The sequence below is a fragment of the Halopseudomonas salina genome, assembly GCF_014637955.1.
Taxonomy (GTDB): Bacteria; Pseudomonadota; Gammaproteobacteria; order Pseudomonadales; family Pseudomonadaceae; genus Halopseudomonas; species Halopseudomonas salina.
Genome location: NZ_BMFF01000006.1, coordinates 1 through 18,002, shown reverse-complemented (window position 1 = coordinate 18,002; position 18,002 = coordinate 1). Strand labels below are relative to the sequence as shown.

The window sequence follows — 18,002 nt, the reverse complement described above, 5'->3', positions numbered from 1 at the left end:
CGGCCTGCACAGGTGCAGCGCAGGTGACGCCATAGTATCAGGGGTTAGCGCGACAGATCAGGTCGCAGCGCGGTCAGTTCCAGGCCTCTAGACTTGCGAGCCAAGAAAGCGGCGCTCCCAGGGCGTTATCTCGTCCAGGAAGTGTTCGAGTTCCAATGTCTTGGTTGCCAGATAGCCATCAATGAATTCGTCATCAAACAGTTCCCGCGCCAGTGTGCTGCGACTCAAGCGATTGATAGCCTCGTGCAGCGAGCCGGGCAGCTTGAGATGATCCGGCGCGACAAACTGGCCGCTGACAGAGGGGCTAGGTTCTATTTCGTTATCAATGCCGTGCAGACCGGCAGCAAGACTGGCGGCTATCGCCAGATAGGGGTTGGCGTCGGCACCGGGCAAACGGTTTTCTACCCTGCGTGCATCCGGCGTACTGGCCGGAATGCGCAAGCCAGCGCTGCGGTTATCCTGCGCCCAGCAGAGATTGTTGGGCGAAGCAAAGATATGGCAGAAGCGCTGATAGGAGTTGATATTCGGCGCCATCAACAACGTCAGGTCGGCCAGGCAAAGCTGCAGGCCACCAATGTAATGCGGGAAGCTGAAGGTCGGTTCGTTGTTGCGCGGATCGGTGAAGATGTTCCGTCCATGGGTTTTCTCGATCACGCTCTGGTGTATGTGCATTGAGCAGCCCGGTACCCGCGCCAGCGGCTTGGCCATGCACACCGCAATCAGACCGTGCTTGAGCGCGACCTCATGCAGCATGTGCTTGAACAGGAAGGTCTGGTCGGCAATCAATAGCGGATCGCCGTGCACGAAATTGATCTCGAACTGACTAACACCCATCTCGTGCATAAAGGTATCACGGGGAATCCCCAGCGCGGCCATACCCACCTTGATTTCATCGAAGAAAGGCCGCAGTCCGTTGTTGGAGCTAACGCTGAATGCGGCATTGCCCGGATCGCGGCGACCATCTATACCGACCGGCGGCTGGAACGGCAGATTAGCATCAGAATGCCGTTCGAACAGGAAGAACTCCAGCTCGGTGGCAACGATCGGTTGCCAGTTGCGTTCGGCGTAACGGCCCACCACCTGCTTGAGCAACGTCCGGCACGAGAGTCCCGACAAGGTACCGTCGAGTTCCACCGCCTCGCACACCGCCAGTGCCCGGGGTGTTTCGGCCCATGGCAATACGTGCACCTGATCGGCCAAGGCGCGCAGCTGCAGATCACCATCATCGTCACCAAAAAAGCGTGGTTCCGGATAGCCGCCCATCAACGCCTGCAACAACACGCCACGGGCCATTTGCAGACGCCGGCCAGCGAGAAAGCCTTCCACGGTCATCACCTTGCCGCGGGGTATGCCGTTGAGGTCGGGGGTCACGCATTCGATTTCAGCGACTCCGGCCAGACGCATTTCCAGCGAGAGGGCAGCTAACGGCGAGGACATGGGCAGACACCTTGTTCTGAACGGGGTAATTGACGTGAGACCGGATGATAGCCTGCCCTAACGCGGCCGTCACCGCTCGAGCTATTCCCCGGTTGCCATCCCTGTAAGCTAAGCGTATCTTGCACTCATGAACGAACGTTCATTCTGTTTGCTCCCACAATAACAAGGATGCTTTCCATGTCCGCTTACCCCTACCTCAAGATTCTGCTGTTGTTGGTAACAATGACCCTTCTATCGGGCTGCCTCGGCGGCGGTGGAGGCAGTTCGAGCGACCTGCCTCCACCGGACGCTGCTGCGCCCCAGGCCAACCTGACGTTCATGAGTGCCGCCGGCATCGGCGTAACTGACCTGGACGCATCGGTTGCTCTCTACACCGACGGCATGGGCATGCGCGAAGTGGGACGGCTTATCCGGGACAACCGCACCGAAGTGGTACTGGAGTCAGCGGATGCACGTGGCTCGAAGGTTGTGTTGATGGATTTCACCGACGGAATAGGCCGTAATTTTCAGCAGAATCCGGGCAAACTGGTGTTCTATGCGAAGGATCCACAAGCCTTTGCTGCGCAGTTTACTGCGCAGGGCGGCCGTATCACCGTACCCCCAGCTCCGCAGCCGGCATTTGGCAATGTGGTTGTGGGCTTTGGCCGGGATCTGGATAACAACCTGATCGAGATTGTGGGTGAGCCGGACGCGACCAACTCCTTCTTCGGCGCCTTCGGAATTGGCGTCAGCGACCTGGAGGCGGCCCGCGATTTCTATGTCGATGTGCTGGGCTTTGAAGAAAGCCAGTTCCTCCGGGTTCCCGGACAATATGACGAGTATATTCTGACCTCCCCGGTACCAGGCAGCTCAGCCGTGGTACTGATGAACTGGACCAACGGCAGCGTCCGCAACTACACGGACAACCCGGTGAAGCTGCAACTCGACGTCGCTTATCCTACTGACCTTGCCGACAATATCCGCCAGGCCGGTGGTGATGTCCCGCGTGCTCCTGCTGCATCCGCGGAGGCTGATCTCGACGGAGCCCTGGTCAGCTATGCCAGTGATGCCGATGGCACCCTGCTGGAGCTGCGTCAGGGCATCCGCGCCTATCTGGGCGCTGCCGGTATCGGGGTAGAGGATCTGGAAGCAGCGGTTGATTTCTACCGTGCCGGCCTGGGAATGACTGAAGTAACCCGCCGCACCCGTGACGATCGCGAGGAGGTGGTGATGCAATCGGCGGACGAGCGTGGCTCGCAGGTTGTGCTGATGGGTTTCACTGACGGCGTGGTCCGCAACTACCGACAGAATCCCGGGAAACTGGTGTTCTATGTAAAAGACCCCGAGCAGTACGCGCGCGACATACTCAATGCTGGCGGCCGGGTCACCGTGCCCCCCGCACTGCAGCCCGGCCTCGGCGTCACCGTGGGCTTCGGGCGGGACCTGGACAACAACCTGATCGAGTTCGTTGGCAGCGATGATGCAGTGGAATCCTATTTCGGCGCCTTCGGTCTCGGGGTGAGCGATCTGGAGGCTGCCCGGGATTTCTATGTTGAAGATCTGGGCTTTCGCGAGGTGTTGTATCTGCCCATCCCCTTCCAGTACAACGAGTACATCCTGCAGGGTCAGGGTGGATCGGCACTGGTGTTGATGAACTGGATCAATGGCAGCCCGCGCAATTACACCGACAACCCGGTCAAGCTGGAAATGCGCAGCATGTCGCCAGAGGGCTTTGCGCAGGCAATCGAGGATGGCGGCGGACAGGTGATTACACCTGCGCAACCGTCCAGCGATAAAGATCGTACTGACGAGACGGTGGGCTACGGCAAGGACACCGATGGCACCCTGATAGAGATACTCCGTGCGCCCTGGGCAAAACAGGAATAACCGGCGCGAATAGAAAAGGCCCGCCTGAACGCTCAGGCGGGCCTTTTTTACTGCTCTGGTGGATCAGAAGCTGAGCGCCCGATCACCCTCTTCATCACGGATGCGTGAGGGCAGACCCATGGTGTTCAATAGATTGATAAACGGCTTGGGCGGGAGCTCCTCGACGTTGACCATCTTCTGCACGTCCCACTCGCCATTGGCGATCAGGATAGCGGCAGCTACCACAGGCACACCGGCGGTATAGGAAATACCCTGGCTACCAACTTCACTATAAGCCTCGGCATGATCGGCGACGTTGTAGATGAATACTTCCTTGTCCTTGCCATCCTTCTTGCCCTTGACCAGATCACCGATGCAGGTTTTGCCCTGATAGTTCGGCGCCAGCGATGAGGGGTCGGGCAGCACGGCCTTGACCACCTTGAGCGGAATGACTTCCTGACCTTCGGCAGTAGTAACCGGCTGTTCAGACAGCAGACCGAGGTTGTTCAGTACAGTAAAGACGTTGATGTAATGCTCGCCAAAACCCATCCAGAAGCGGATGTTGGGCACGTTCAGATTCTGTGACAGCGAGTGCAATTCATCATGGCCGGTCATGTAGCTGGTGTGTTCGCCAACCACGGGCAGATCGTCGGTCCGCTTGACCTCGAACATCCGGTTGCTGACCCAGCTGCTGCTCTGCCAGGACCACACCTCACCGGTAAACTCGCGGAAATTGATCTCCGGATCAAAGTTGGTGGCGAAGTACTTGCCATGACTGCCGGCGTTGATGTCGATGATGTCGATGTCGCTGACACTGTCGAAGTACTCGTTCACCGCAACTGCCGCATAGGCATTGACCACGCCTGGATCAAAACCGATGCCCAGGATCGCGGTGATGTTGTTGGCTTCGCACAGCTCGCGACGCTTCCACTCGTAATTGGCATACCAGGGTGGCGTCTCGCAGATCTTTTCCGGCTCTTCGTGAATAGCGGTATCCAGATAAGCCGCACCGCTCTCGATGCAGGCCTGGAGTACCGACATGTTGACGAATGACGATCCGACATTGATGACCAGTTGTGACTGCGTCTTGTCGATCAGCGCCTTGGTGGCCTCGACATCAAGTGCATCGAGCGCGTGCGCCTGCAATTCACCGGCAACCTTGAGGCTGCCCTTCTCCCGTACGCTGTCGACCAGCTGCTGGCATTTTTCCACCGTACGCGAAGCAATATGGATATTGCCCAACACATCGTTATGCTGCGCGCACTTGTGTGCGACAACCTGGGCAACACCACCGGCACCAATAATCAGAACGTTTTTCTTCATGTCTCTTCCTCGAAACGCCTCCTTGGAAAAGGCTGGGTTATTCGCCTCAAGAGAGGCCGTTTACGAAATCGTCGAAGCTGAACTCACGAACCACTTCAACACTGCCATCAAGCTGACGCACCACAATGGAAGGCATCTGAACGCCATTGAACCAGTTTTTCTTGACCATTGTGTAACCGGCCGCATCAATGAATGAGAGGCGGTCACCAATCTGCAGTTCCTTGTCGAACTGGAATTCACCGAAAATATCCCCCGCAAGGCAGGATTTACCGCACACCATATAGGTGTGTTCGCCATCACAGGGCGCCATCCTGGCGGGTTGCCGGTATATCAGCAAGTCCAGCATGTGCGCTTCGATGGAGCTGTCGACCACAGCCAGATTCTTGCCGTTGAACAGCGTATCCAGCACTGTGACCTCAAGTGAACTACTCATGGTGATAGCAGCCTCGCCGGGCTCCAGATAGACCTGTACGCCGAACCGCTCGGAAAACGCCTTGAGCCGAGCGCAGAAGGCGTCCAGCGGATAGCCATCGCCGGTAAAGTGGATACCGCCGCCCAGGCTTACCCACTCCACTTGCTCCAGCAAGCCACCGAAACGCTCCTCGATCTGCCCGAGCATCTGGTCGAACAAGGCGAAGTCACTGTTCTCACAGTTGTTGTGGATCATGAAACCTGAGACCTGGTCGATCACCTCGGCGACCTTGGCAGCGTCCCACTCACCCAGCCGGCTGAATGGCCGCGATGGATCGGCGATAAGAAATTCGGAACTACTGACCCCGGGGTTCAGACGCAGGCCACGTACGTGATCTGTCGAAGCCGAAGCAAATCGCTGCAGCTGACTGATTGAGTTGAAGATGATCTTGTCCGAATGGGCCAGTACTTCCTCGATCTCGTCATCGGCATAGGCCACGCTGTAGGCATGGGTTTCACCGGCAAACTTGAGGCGGCCGAGCTTTACCTCGTTGAGCGAGGAGGAAGTGGTGCCGTCCATATACTGCTGCATCAGATCGAATACCGACCATGTCGCAAAGCACTTCAGGGCGAGCAGCGCCTTGGCGCCGGAGTGCTCGCGTACGTAGGCAATGCGCTCCATATTGCGCAGCAATTTACTCTTGTCGATCAGGTAGTACGGGGTTTTGATCATGGCCCAACGACCCTCCACTGCTTGCCGATAAACCGGGTTATGCCCAGCCTACGCAAAGCGCGCGATTATAGTGAAAAAAGCGCCGACCTTCGAGGGAAAATACGTTTCCCGAATGACGCCTACGTCCGCACCAGCTTAACTGCCAAATGTGGCAATTGCAGAACAACGCACAAAGCCGAGTAGCAGCAAAGCACTAACTGATGCGCTACGCGCATCAATCAAGCAATAAAAATGCATTAGACATATGAGAGCTGTGCCCTATAAGGTCAATATCAAGCCGATAAAAACAAAACCGGAGTACCCACCCATGCGATACCGTTCCTTTCTGTTGACCAGTATTCTCATTGCGGGCACTGCGCAGGCAGTGCTGGCCGGGCCAAAACCCGCTGAAAGCGTCACCGCCGAGCGCAATGCTGCCGCTCTTGATGCCCTGCCCTTTAGCAACACCCAGGCCTTTGACGATGCCAGGCGTGGCTTTATTGCCCAATGGCCTGAAGGCAAGGTGATTGATAGTGAGGGACATGTCGCATGGAACATGGCCGCCTACGCCTTCCTGAAGGATAAGCCAGCCCCTGACACGGTAAACCCCAGCCTCTGGCGACAGGCGCAATTGAATGCCATTCACGGTCTATTTCAGGTAACCGAGGGCATGTACCAGATCCGCGGCATGGATCTGGCCAATATGACCATCATAGAGGGCGAAACCGGCCTGATTATCATCGACCCGCTACTGACTCCAGCCACGGCCGAAGCCGGTCTTGAGCTCTACTATCAGAATCGTCCACAAAAGCCTGTCGTGGCTGTGCTTTACACGCATAACCATGCTGACCATTTTGGTGGCGTAAAGGGTGTGATTGATGAGGCCGACGTGCGTGCCGGGAAGGTCAAGGTTTATGCACCCTATGGCTTCATGCAGCATGCGGTATCGGAGAACATCATTGCCGGAAACGCGATGAGCCGCCGCGCTATCTACCAGTTTGGCGCGGCGCTGCCAGCGGGTGAGCGCGGACACGTGGACACCGGGCTCGGCAAGGCCCTCGCCAGCGGCCCAATGACCCTGATCGCGCCAACCGACACCGTTCCCGACAATGCGACCCTGACTATCGACGGTATTGAAATCGAATTCCAGATGGCCCACGGCACCGAAGCCGAGTCGGAAATGATGATGTATTTTCCCCAGTTCAAGGTACTCAACACGGCTGAGATCACCAGCCAGCACCTGCATAACATCTACACCATCCGCGGCGCGGCAATCCGCGACGCCAGCGCCTGGTCGCATTATATCGACAAGGCCCTGGAGCGTTTCGGTGACCGGACCGACATCCTCATCGCCCAGCATCACTGGCCGATCTGGGAACGCGAAGGGGCGCAACACTTTCTTGGCGTCCAGCGCGATCTGTACAAGTTCATCCATGATCAGTCTGTACGCATGATGAACAAGGGTTACCTGGCCGGGGATATTGCGGAGAACATCAAGCTTCCAGAGAGTCTGGACCAGGAGTGGTATGCCCGCGGGTATTACGGCACGCTGAAACACAACGCCCGAGCAATATACCAGCGCTATATGGGTTGGTATGACGCCAACCCGGCCAACCTCGACCCCCTGCCGCCACAAGAGAACGCTGCCAAGACAATCAGCTATATGGGTGGTATGGACAGTGTGATCGACCAGGCTCGCAAGGACTTCGCCAATGGCGAGTACCGTTGGGTCGCCTGGGTAATGAGTCAGGCCGTATTCGCCAACCCCGACCATCAGGCGGCTCGCGAACTGGGTGCAGATGCCCTGGAGCAACTGGGCTATCAGGCCGAGGCCGGCACCTGGCGCGGCGCCTATCTGACCGGCGCGCAGGAACTGCGTGAGGGCGTTGGCGAACAGCGCACAGGTACTGGTATTTCTCCTGACCTACTGCAGGCTCTGGAGGCAGGCATGTTCTTCGATTTGCTGGCAGTGCGTCTGGATGCAGAAAAAGCCGCTGGCCAGCACCTGGTAATCAACTGGTCGCTGACGGATATCGACGAGCAATATCGCCTGAACCTGCAGAACGCCACACTCACCTACCGCGCCGGCAGCCTGGCCGAAAATCCCGATGCCAGCGTCAACATGACGCGGAAAACCCTCGACCGGATTTTACTCCGCGAGCTTACGTTCCCCGAAGCGGTCAAAGCCGGTGAAATCAAAGTGGAGGGTGACCCGAGAGCATTCTTTGGTCTGCTGCAAATGATTGAAGAGCCTTCTGCGAACTTTCCGATCATCGAGCCTGTGAAACCGTAAGACCCAAGCCGCAAAAACTAAAAAGCCGGAGCATGAGCCCCGGCTTTTTTGCGCGTATTGGTCAGAAGTTGTAACGCAGACCTGCCGAAAGCATGTCGACGTCGTATTCGTCTGCCACATCAGAATACATTTCGTATTCAGCGAGAATATCAAGATTGGCTGTCAACTCGTAAGCCGCGCCAATGCCGTAAGACATAACCCATTCAGTGGCGTCATCACTTGCCGAGACCCCAAAACCGCTCGCGCGTATTTCAGTTTCCATACGGTGATAGCCGAGCTTACCGAAAAGCTGGAATCGCTCGAAGGGCAGAGTGCCAACCAGGTTCGCTCCAAAACCTTGGGTTTCAGCTTCAGCTTGAAAAGGAACGCCGCCTACCCAGACGTCACCTTCTACTTGGCCCAAGTCCGTATATTGAAGCTCAACACCCCAGTTGTCGCTCAGTTGCAAGCCACCGCCCAGCTTCCAGGCGGTATCTTCAGTATCAGAGGCACCGCTGACGTTGGCGTCGGACTGGCCCAGGCTGCCAAACACATAACCGCTGGACTCCTCCGCGTGGGCAACGGCAGCCATAGTGCTAAAGCTCACAACAACAGCAGCAACAAATAAAGTCTTCTTGAACATTTATACATCTCCAGATGCTTGTTATGACTGTCTTCTGACAGTGATCCCTTTAGACGGGCCTCCTGGCCCGCGCGGGGATATCATAAGGGCATTTTCAGGCCACGCACCATAGGGCGAGATGGTTTCTTTTCAAGGGGCGCGCAGGAGACAGTGCAGCCGTTGCACGAGGAAGGTCTTCTCCTCTTTGAGGCAGAAAAGATCCGGCGCAAACAGCCAGCTCTGGGTGATCCCCATCAGATGGGTGTAAATCAGTAAACCCAGTTTATTAGCAGGCTGGGAGGCAGGGAGCTGCTTGATTTCCTGCGCCTGGGCTACAAGCTGAGAGAGCGTTTCGACAATATGCCGTGTCAGCTCTTTTTCACGCTGAATCGTAGGAGCAATAGCATCGGTCAGCTCCGTCTTGTTCAACAGGATTTCGAAGGATTGGCGGAACCAGACATCCTCAGCGAGCAGTTCAAGCCATTGGTGGGCAAACCTGTCTATGGCAGCAAGAGCATCGGTACCGGACCTCGCCGCATTGCCTACCAGCGCTTCCAACGGTTCTTGAGAGTAAGCCAGAACGGCCTGGTAGAGATCATCCTTGTTTTTGAAATGCCAGTAGATAGGTCCGCGACTGTATCCTGCCTCGGTGCCAATCATCCCCAGCGTGGTGTTGGAATAACCGTTGCGACTGAATAGCGTCAGAGCGGCTTCTATGATTTTCAGACGCGTTTTTTCCGCGTCTTCCTTGGTACGGCGCATGAATTATCCGCTTGCGGCAATCCCCCACGGCCTGATGACCATGGAGGATTCGGGCTGAGATCAGAGTGCGTCGTCCGCCGCCATCTGCATGTAGGCAGGATCGAAACGCAGCTTTATATTAGCGCTGTCGCCCAGCGTCTTGCCACCAGGGAAGGAGATACCCACGAAATCAGCAGAGCTGGCGCCCTCGCCAAGCAAGCCTTTCTGATAAGAGAACTCGCGAACACTGTCCATCGCCTCGATGGCCTGATCGCTGGAGATAAAGGCTATCGCATCTTTTGGCTCCCAGAACATCTTCATACCTGCCAGCTGAGCTTCATAGCCCGCCTGATCAGTGCCTGAAGCCTCACCCAGAAAAGCTCTGGCTTCCTGACCAGCTTCACTGTCGGTACTCATCTCGGCCATGAGCTCGAACCAGGCGCCAACCAGGGCCTTGCCCAGGGCAGGATTCTCCGCAAGCGTTTGCGTGTTGACGATGGTCAGATCCTTGATGTGACCGGGTATCTGGCTTGAATCGAATACGCCGTTGGCGCTAGGCATTTCCAGAACATCCGCCAGCAACGGGTTCCAGGTCACCACGTTCTTGACGCCGTCGGTGCTGAAAGCGGCAACAATATCCGCATCGCCGGTATTCACCACAGTGACATCACGCTCACTCATACCCACGGAGTCCAGCGCGCGCGCAAGCAAATAGTGTGATACGGACAGCTCGACCAGATTGACCTGCTCGCCCTTGAGGTCCTTGATGTCGCTGCTACCCTTCATCACCAGGCCGTCATTACCATTGGAATAGTCACCGACGATCAGCGCCGTAGTGTCGACGCCACCTGCGGACGGGATGGACAGGGCATCCATACTGGTAGCCACAACACCATCAAACTCCCCTGCGGTGTATTGGTTGATCGACTCTATGTAGTCGTTGATCTGCACAATCTCGACTTCAATACCGTACTTGTCGGCCCATTTTTTCATGATTCCGGATTCATCTACGTATTTCCATGGAATCCAGCCCGCGTAGATACTCCAGGCAATCTTGAAGCTGTCACGCTCCTGGGCACTGGCTGCGGGAACGATCAACATGGTCGATACGGCTGCGGTGATAAGCGCACCACCAAGTATCTGCGTGATACGGCGCTTCAATGCAAAAGGCTTTTTCATGTTTCTACTCCTGAAAGAATGTGGCGACTTGCCAGATCATGGGTCCAGATAGGGGTAAAGCGTAGCAAGAGCCGCGCCAGTTTTTGCTGGCGCGGGATCATCAGAAGAATTTGAGGTACCGGCTCAACTCCCAGTCAGACACATGGGTGTGATAGCTGGTCCATTCCTCGCGCTTGTACTGCACGAAGCTTTCGAACATTGCGTCACCAAACACCAGTCTGGAAAGCGGGTCTGCCTCGAAGGCGTCAATGGCTTCACCGAGGTTCTGCGGAAGCATCTCGATATTCATGTCGCGCACCTCCTGATCGGTGTAGCTGTACATGTTTTCCCGATGCGGCTGGCCGGGATCCATTGCCTCGCGAATACCCTCCAGACCTGCCGCCAGGATCATTGCCGAGCCCAGGTAGGGGTTGCAGGCGATGTCCGCAGCCCGACACTCGACCCGCGCGCCCTGGGACGGGATGCGCAACATATTGGTGCGGTTGTTGTTGCCGTAACAGACGAAGACCGGCGCCCAGGTGGAGCCTGACATGCTGCCCTTGCGCACCAGGCGCTTGTAACTGTTAACCGTGGGCGCAATAACCGCACTGATCGCCTTTGCATGCTTCATCACGCCAGCGATGAAGTGATAAGCCATGGCGGTTACGCCGCAGCCATAGGTGTCCTCACCGTTGGCTGTATCAAACAGGTTCTTGCCAGTCTCGAGATCAGCCAGGGACATGTTGTAGTGCGCGCCGCTACCGGTGCGGGTAGCAGAAGGCTTGGGCATGAAACTGGCAAATGCACCGTGCTTGCGGGCAATTTCACCGGCCATCAGACGGAAGAACACCAGCCTGTCGGCCATGCCCAGCGCATCGGTGTAGGTAAAGTCGGTTTCAAACTGACCGTTTGCGTCCTCATGATCGAACGAATACACGTCCCAGCCCATGCTGTTCATTGCTTCGACCAGCTCTCCAACTATGTGCATGTTGTCGCCCAGAGTGCGGGGGTCGTAGCAAGGCTTGGCCAGGGTATCGCGTGCACTTATCGGCTCGAAGCCGCCATCAGCGGAATCCTTGAACAGGAAGAATTCGGTTTCAATGCCCAGGTTGAATTTGTAACCCATGTCTGCAGCATCGGCCACCTGCCGCTTGAGGATGTTGCGCGAGCAGGCCTCGAACGGAGCACCGTCCAGATAGAGGTCGCTGGCAAACCAGGCCAGATCAGGGTTCCAGGGGCACTGGGTCAGGGTAGCGGTATCCGGCATCGCAGCTACTTCATTATCGCTGATCTCCTGGGGTACGCCGTCCAGGGCAGCGCCGGTGAAGAGCTCAGAACCTTTGAGCATCCTGTCCAGATGATCGACAGGGACGAACTTCCCCTTGATGATGCCGTGGATGTCTACATACCCGGCAAGGGCATACTTGACTCCCTTGTCCCTGAGCGTTTGTTTCAAGCTTTCGGCGGATGGCTGTACCGTCATGACTGCACTCCAGATCGTGATCTCGCCGGGAATGGCGAGCTTGGTACGAATCTTCCATTCAACATACATGCCAGCATGCATGTATATGTTCGTTTTATTGACCCCCCAGAACGGCATCTGGCCAACAAACAGGATTAAAGGAGTGGCCAAAATGGTTATAGATCAAGGCGTTGTAAAGCGATTCGAGCTCGGCGAGCTGGTTTTACAAAGTGGCGCTGTATTGCGCGAATCCCAGCTCACTTATCTACAATTCGGTGAATTGAACACGGCGGGCGATAACCTGATTCTGCTACCGACGTACTACGGTGGAACACATTCGGGCATCGCGCCCCTGATTGGTGCACATGGTCCTCTGGATCCGGATCATTACTGCATCGTCATACCCAACCTTATCGGCAATGGTTGCTCCACCTCGCCCACTGACGCACATGGGACACAGACAGCCGGGAATTTTCCCCAGGTCACTATTTTCGACAACGTCATCGCGCAACAGCAATTGATCACCGAGCAGTTCAATGGTGCATCATTGGCATTGATAATGGGCTGGTCCATGGGCGGCATGCAGGCTCTGCAATGGGGCTGCACCTTTCCTGATCAGGTTCGACGCATCATGAGCGTATGCGCCACCGCACGCTGCTGGCCGCATAACCGGGTGTTTCTTGAAGGTGTGAAAGCTGCGTTGACCTGCGACCCGGTTTGGCAGCACGGGTTTTATACTCAGCAGCCGGAAACGGGGCTCAAGGCATTCGCTCGAGTTTATGCGGGATGGGCTTACAGCCAGGCTTTTTTCCGGGAAGAGCTTTACCGCACGCTTGGCCATGACAGCATCGATGCCTTGCTGGCCTATTGGGAAGCAGATCATCTCGAACAGGACGCGAATAACCTGCTTGCGGTTCTTTCCACCTGGATGCATGGCGATATCAGCGCAAATGAGCGATACCGGGGAGACTTCATTGCTGCTCTTCAGGCAATAAAGGCGCAGACGGTAATCATGCCTTCGAGTACTGATCTGTACTTCACCCGACAGGATGCCTGTTGGGAAGCCCAGCACATACCTGACGCACGATGTCTCCCGCTTATCTCGGACTGGGGTCACTGCGCCGGTGCGCCTGGACGCAACCCGGTGGACACTCGCGTCATTCTCGACGCCTGCGCCGAATTACTCGGGCGTGCCTGATCACCGCAGCGCCCTCAACCAACTACAGGCCTTCAAAGGTATGGCTTCCGACCTGGCAAAGGGGCTGACACACAGGCTTATTTATGCGCCCAACCGCTGTAAACAAAGGTCATCGGCCGAGGGCCTGGAAGATACTCGGTGTGCAGCTCACCTATGCTAAACCCGCCCGCTTCAATCAGAGCCGGAATATCCCGATTGAGATGACAGCCACCTGCCAGTGGTTTCCAGAGCGGCGTCAGCCGGTGCTGCCAGCGCTCTACTGAGGCATCGGGTGCAAGCCCATGCTCACAAAACAGCAACCGCCCACCGGGTTTGAGAACGCGGTGCATTTCTTTCATGGCGGGTATCGGGTCGGCAATACTGCACAGGGTAAAGGTCATCACGATCGTATCGAAGCGATCAGTTTCAGCGTGAATGCCTTGCACATCCACCGCCACCATATCAACAGGAATGCCGATTGATGCAGCGCGCTTACGAGCAAGCGTCTGCATCTGTGCAGCGGGGTCAACGCCGATAATAGAGGTTACTTTTTCGGGATTGTAGAACTGCAGATTCAGGCCAGTACCAATGCCAATTTCCAGGACCTCACCTGTCGCTTGGGGCACCACTCTGGATCGGGCTTTCATCACATCACCCATGCCACAGGCAATGTCGATCATCTTCGGCAGTACATAGCGCTCATACGGATTCATTGACTCTCCCAGCGAGCGGTGCAGGCACCGCCGAGAAAGCTCAGCGACCAACCCAGCTCAGCGTGCGGGGCGGTTTACCCTCGCAATTGAACAGATGACCCACGTCCGGGACAGCATAGCACCGGTCACCTCGCTGGGGCTGCCAGCGATTGAACTCGGCGTGACTGATACCAACCTCCCAGGGCTCTTCACTCTGCCAACCGCAGGGCGTAAGCTCCAGGCGAACTTCAGCTCCGATCAGACTGATGGAGTCAATCCGCAGGGGTAAGTGGGCATGAGCTGCGGGCTCATCCTGTAGTCGAAGTTCGTGGGGACGAATATATAACTGTACAGCTTCCCCATCGGTATCCTCGGGCAATTCAATCCAGCCCTCCGATTGCTGCAGACGGCGACCCTGCAGGTCCCCGGAGAACACGTTGACGTGCCCCAGAAAATCAAACACAAAACGGCTTTCTGGCTGCGCATAGAGGGCACGGGGTTCGTCAACCTGCTCGATCTTGCCAGCACTCATGACCACTACCTGATCGGAGAGCTCAAGCGCCTCTTCCTGGTCGTGGGTAACGAACACGCTGGTGAAGTGCAATTCGTCATGCAGAGCGCGTAACCAGCGACGCAAATCTTTGCGCACCTTGGCATCAAGCGCGCCGAATGGCTCATCAAGCAAGAGTATCTGCGGCTTCATTGCCAGTGCACGGGCCAGGGCGATTCTTTGTTTCTGCCCACCAGACAGTTGAGCAGGAAAGCGCTCGGCCAGATGAGCCAGCTGAACCATTTCCAACAGATCCGCAACACGCCTACGTATCTCGGGGGCAGAGGGGCGATCCTTGCGCGGCATGACTTCAAGGCCGAAGGCGATGTTCTGCGCTACTGTCATGTGCCGAAAAAGTGCGTAATGCTGAAATACAAAGCCAACACGGCGCTCGCGTACGTGCAAGGGAGTGACATCCTCGCCATGGAAAAGCACCCGCCCACTCTCGGCATTTTCCAGACCCGCTATTACGCGCAGCAGTGTTGTCTTGCCTGACCCCGAAGGACCCAGCAAACCAATCAACTTGCCATCAGGGATGTCCAGGGAAATGTCCTTGAGCGCTTGAAAGGACCCGAAATATTTATTGATGCGCTCTACAGTAATACTCATCCAAGGATTTCCGACTGATGGTTTTCAGGTTCAGGTTGCCGGCTCTGGCGCCACTCGACGACACTTTTGATCAACAGCGTGAGAAGAGCGATGCCTGCCAGCAGCGATGCAGCAACAAAAGCACCTACTACGTTGTAGTCCTGGTAGAGCAGCTCCACGTGCAATGGCAAGGTATTGGTTTGACCGCGGATATTTCCCGCTACTACCGACACCGCGCCAAACTCACCAACAGCTCGGGCATTGGTAAGCACGACGCCGTATATCAGGGCCCAGCGGATATTTGGCAGGGTCACGCGGCGGAAAAGCTGCCAGCCACTGGCACCGAGGATCACACCTGCCTCTTCTTCCTCACTGCCCTGTTGCTGCATTAACGGGATGAGTTCCCGTGCAACAAATGGACAGGTAACAAACACGGTGACCATGACAATTCCTGGCCAGGCGAACATCAATTGGACATCGTAATCGGCCAGCCAACTACCTAACCAACCGTTGGATCCGTACAGGAGCAGATACAACAGGCCAGCAACCACTGGCGAGACGGCGAACGGGATATCGATCAGCGTGATCAGCGCCTTGCGCCCCGGGAACTCGAACCGCGTGACCAGCCAGGCAAGAAAGACCCCGAACACCAGGTTGATCGGCACTGTTAACGCAGCTACGAACAATGTGAGCCCAATTGCATGCAGCGTATAGGCATCAGTCAGGTTATCCCAAGCCGTCTGCACGCCCCCTGACAGGGCCTGGGCAAAGATCAACACCAGCGGGATAACCAGAATCAGCAGCGTAAGAGTCAAAGCGATGCCAATGAGTGTCCATTTGGTCCATGGGCGCTCGCCGACCCTGAGGCTCGAGTTTCGATGTTTGCTCATGGTCTCACCGCCCATGCAGACGTTTGAGATAACGCGCCTGCCACAGATTGATACCCAGAAGAAGGACGAGAGAAGCCATCAACACCACGGACGCAATGGCGCTGGCGGCCGCGTAATCGAATTCCTGCAGTCTGACAAAAATCATCAGGCTGGTGATTTCGCTTACATAGGGTGTATTACCGGCTATGAATATAACTGCTCCGAACTCGCCGAGACTACGTGTAAATGACAACGCAACGCCCGTCATCAGCGCTGGCCAGAGCGCCGGAAACAGTATGCGGCGGAACACCGTAAGATCTGAAGCTCCCATACTCATAGCCGCCTCTTCGTCCTCCGGCGCTAGATCCTCCAGCACCGGTTGAACCGTGCGAACCACAAAGGGAAGACTGGTGAAAGACATAGCAACAACAATACCCAGTGGGGTGTAGGCGACCTCGATTCCGAGCCGGGCGAGATATTGGCCGTACCAGCCGTTTTCAGCGAAAAGTGCTGCGAGCGTAATGCCTGCTACCGCCGTTGGCAGTGCAAAGGGCAAGTCCATCAGAGCATCGACAAAACGCTTGCCCCAGAACTCATAGCGTACCAGTACCCAAGCCATCAAAAGCCCCACCACCCCGTTGATGAGTGATGCAATTCCAGCAGCCCACAGCGTTACCTTATAGGATGCAACAACCCGTTCGTCGGTGATAACCGCCCAGTATTCTGCCAAGGTCATACCGGACGTCTGAACGATGAGTCCGGTGACAGGGAGCAACAGAACCAGACTGATGAATAAGAGCGAAACGCCCAGGCTCAACGAGAACCCGGGCAACACTCTCTTTGCCTTACCAGCGCTGGCAGGCAAGACTTGTGCTGAGACTTTATTCATGGACTTTATGCATCAACGTCTCTGCAATTGGTCCAGTTTGCCGCCAGGCGCAAAATGAACACGCATGGCTGTTTCCCAATTACCGGCAATTTCTTCGATGGGTAGCAGTTCAAGATCCGGGAAACGGTCAGCAAATTCGGTCTGTACCTTTTCGTTGTGAACCCGGTAATTGAAACCAGCGATCAGGCGCTGTGCTTCCTCGGAATACAGATACTCGAGATAGTTTTTAGCCAAGGCTTCGGTTTCGTTACGCTCAACATTACGGTCGATCCAGGTAACAGGAAACTCCGCAAGGAAACTGATTTTTGGTACAACAACCTGATAACCGGCCTCTGGATTTTGCGCGACGATGTTGTTCACTTCAGACTCGAAAGTAAGCAGCACATCGCCGATTCCCCGTTCGATAAAGGTCGTTGTGGCACCGCGTCCGCCGGTGTCATATACCGCTACATTGCCCAACATGGTTTTCAGGAACTGGTCTATCTTCGCTTCATCACCATCAAAGGCTTTCTGGGCATAGCCCAAAGCGGCAAGATAGGTATAACGACCATTACCGGAGGTCTTGGGATTCGGCAACACGGAGCTGACATCATCCCGAGCAAGATCATCCCAGTTACGAATGTTTTTCGGATTTCCTTCGCGCACCAGAAAGGCCATTGTTGAATAGTAAGGCGAGCTGGCATTAGGTAGCCGCTGACGCCAATCTTCGGGTATCAGATTGCCACGGGTATGCAGAATGTCGACATCAGTCACCTGGTTATAGGTCACCACATCCGCCCGCAGGCCTTGAATTATGGCCTGCGCTTGTTTCGACGAACCGCCATGGGATTGACTGATTTCCAACGTATTGCCCGTTTTCTCTTGCCAGTACTCGGAAAACTGCTGGTTGTAGGCAGAGAACAGTTCTCTGGCAATGTCGTAGGAAGAGTTGAGCAGTTTCTGGTCAGCAGCATGAACCGGAGATAAAGCCGCACTGGCTCCCAGCAATAAAGCACCAGCGATCGCGCTGACGCGAGTACGTATCGATTTATCAGCCATAAATCCTCCAAGGACTTGGGGAAGCACCAGTCGGCTTCCCGAACAGGCTGCACAGGGTATCGAACCGATCGATTTATAACAACTTGCTGGTTATACGGTTTTACTTATTACTTAAGCCTCTAAAGCATAAAGGGAAGCTGCAAGCTGCAAGCTGCAAGCTGCAAGCTGCAAGCTGCAAGCTGCAAGCTGCAAGCTGCAAGCTGCAAGCTGCAAGCT

15 protein-coding genes are annotated in these 18,002 nt (G+C 55.9%); 3 read left to right on the top strand and 12 right to left on the bottom strand.

Annotated features, from left to right (window positions below):
* Positions 1-87: 87 nt before the first annotated feature.
* Complete coding sequence (locus IEV54_RS13780; protein WP_150278826.1) at positions 88-1,437, bottom strand: glutamine synthetase family protein; 1,350 nt, start codon at positions 1,435-1,437, stop codon at positions 88-90.
* A 177-nt stretch (positions 1,438-1,614) separates the two neighbouring features.
* Here IEV54_RS13780 and IEV54_RS13775 point away from each other — a divergent pair, with 177 nt between their 5' ends.
* Positions 1,615-3,303, top strand: coding sequence for a VOC family protein (locus IEV54_RS13775; protein WP_150278829.1), 1,689 nt, complete (start codon positions 1,615-1,617; stop codon positions 3,301-3,303).
* A 63-nt stretch (positions 3,304-3,366) separates the two neighbouring features.
* Here the strand turns inward: IEV54_RS13775 and IEV54_RS13770 are convergent, their stop codons facing one another.
* Both IEV54_RS13770 and IEV54_RS13765 read right to left on the bottom strand, forming a co-directional pair.
* Positions 3,367-4,605 carry a saccharopine dehydrogenase family protein gene (locus IEV54_RS13770; protein ID WP_150278830.1) on the bottom strand — a complete coding sequence of 413 codons (1,239 nt, stop codon included), beginning with the start codon at positions 4,603-4,605 and terminating at the stop codon, positions 3,367-3,369.
* A gap of 46 nt (positions 4,606-4,651) precedes the next feature.
* Positions 4,652-5,749, bottom strand: a complete 1,098-nt coding sequence (locus tag IEV54_RS13765; protein ID WP_150278831.1) for a carboxynorspermidine decarboxylase — start codon at positions 5,747-5,749, stop codon at positions 4,652-4,654.
* Positions 5,750-6,056: 307 nt separating this feature from the next.
* On the opposite strand from IEV54_RS13765, the gene IEV54_RS13760 reads away from it, so the two are divergent.
* Entirely contained in the window at positions 6,057-8,021 is a 1,965-nt protein-coding gene (locus IEV54_RS13760) for an alkyl/aryl-sulfatase (protein WP_150278832.1), read from the top strand.
* A gap of 61 nt (positions 8,022-8,082) precedes the next feature.
* Here IEV54_RS13760 and IEV54_RS13755 read toward each other — a convergent pair whose 3' ends face one another.
* From IEV54_RS13755 to glnT, 4 genes are all read right to left on the bottom strand, one after another.
* Entirely contained in the window at positions 8,083-8,643 is a 561-nt protein-coding gene (locus IEV54_RS13755) for a porin family protein (protein ID WP_150278833.1), read from the bottom strand.
* A gap of 129 nt (positions 8,644-8,772) precedes the next feature.
* Positions 8,773-9,384, bottom strand: coding sequence for a TetR family transcriptional regulator (locus IEV54_RS13750; RefSeq protein ID WP_150278834.1), 612 nt, complete (start codon positions 9,382-9,384; stop codon positions 8,773-8,775).
* A 60-nt stretch (positions 9,385-9,444) separates the two neighbouring features.
* Positions 9,445-10,542, bottom strand: coding sequence for a putative urea ABC transporter substrate-binding protein (locus IEV54_RS13745; protein ID WP_150278835.1), 1,098 nt, complete (start codon positions 10,540-10,542; stop codon positions 9,445-9,447).
* A 100-nt stretch (positions 10,543-10,642) separates the two neighbouring features.
* Positions 10,643-12,004, bottom strand: a complete 1,362-nt coding sequence (gene glnT, locus IEV54_RS13740; protein WP_150278854.1) for a type III glutamate--ammonia ligase — start codon at positions 12,002-12,004, stop codon at positions 10,643-10,645.
* A 151-nt stretch (positions 12,005-12,155) separates the two neighbouring features.
* On the opposite strand from glnT, the gene IEV54_RS13735 reads away from it, so the two are divergent.
* Positions 12,156-13,181, top strand: coding sequence for an alpha/beta fold hydrolase (locus IEV54_RS13735; RefSeq protein WP_150278836.1), 1,026 nt, complete (start codon positions 12,156-12,158; stop codon positions 13,179-13,181).
* A gap of 77 nt (positions 13,182-13,258) precedes the next feature.
* Here the strand turns inward: IEV54_RS13735 and IEV54_RS13730 are convergent, their stop codons facing one another.
* Genes IEV54_RS13730 through cysP form a run of 5 tightly spaced genes read right to left on the bottom strand, consistent with a single transcriptional unit; the run spans position 13,259 to position 17,786 of the window.
* Positions 13,259-13,873, bottom strand: a complete 615-nt coding sequence (locus IEV54_RS13730; RefSeq protein ID WP_150278837.1) for a class I SAM-dependent methyltransferase — start codon at positions 13,871-13,873, stop codon at positions 13,259-13,261.
* 40 nt (positions 13,874-13,913) lie between these two features.
* Positions 13,914-15,011 carry a sulfate/molybdate ABC transporter ATP-binding protein gene (locus IEV54_RS13725; protein WP_150278838.1) on the bottom strand — a complete coding sequence of 366 codons (1,098 nt, stop codon included), beginning with the start codon at positions 15,009-15,011 and terminating at the stop codon, positions 13,914-13,916.
* A complete protein-coding gene (cysW, locus tag IEV54_RS13720; RefSeq protein WP_150278839.1) occupies positions 15,008-15,880 on the bottom strand; it encodes a sulfate/thiosulfate ABC transporter permease CysW in 873 nt (290 codons plus the stop codon). Before cysW ends, IEV54_RS13725 begins: the two co-directional genes overlap by 4 nt.
* Positions 15,881-15,884: 4 nt before the next feature.
* A complete protein-coding gene (cysT, locus tag IEV54_RS13715) occupies positions 15,885-16,748 on the bottom strand; it encodes a sulfate/thiosulfate ABC transporter permease CysT (protein WP_150278840.1) in 864 nt (287 codons plus the stop codon).
* A 12-nt stretch (positions 16,749-16,760) separates the two neighbouring features.
* Complete coding sequence (gene cysP / locus IEV54_RS13710) at positions 16,761-17,786, bottom strand: thiosulfate ABC transporter substrate-binding protein CysP (protein ID WP_150278841.1); 1,026 nt, start codon at positions 17,784-17,786, stop codon at positions 16,761-16,763.
* Between the last annotated feature and the right edge of the window lie 216 nt (positions 17,787-18,002).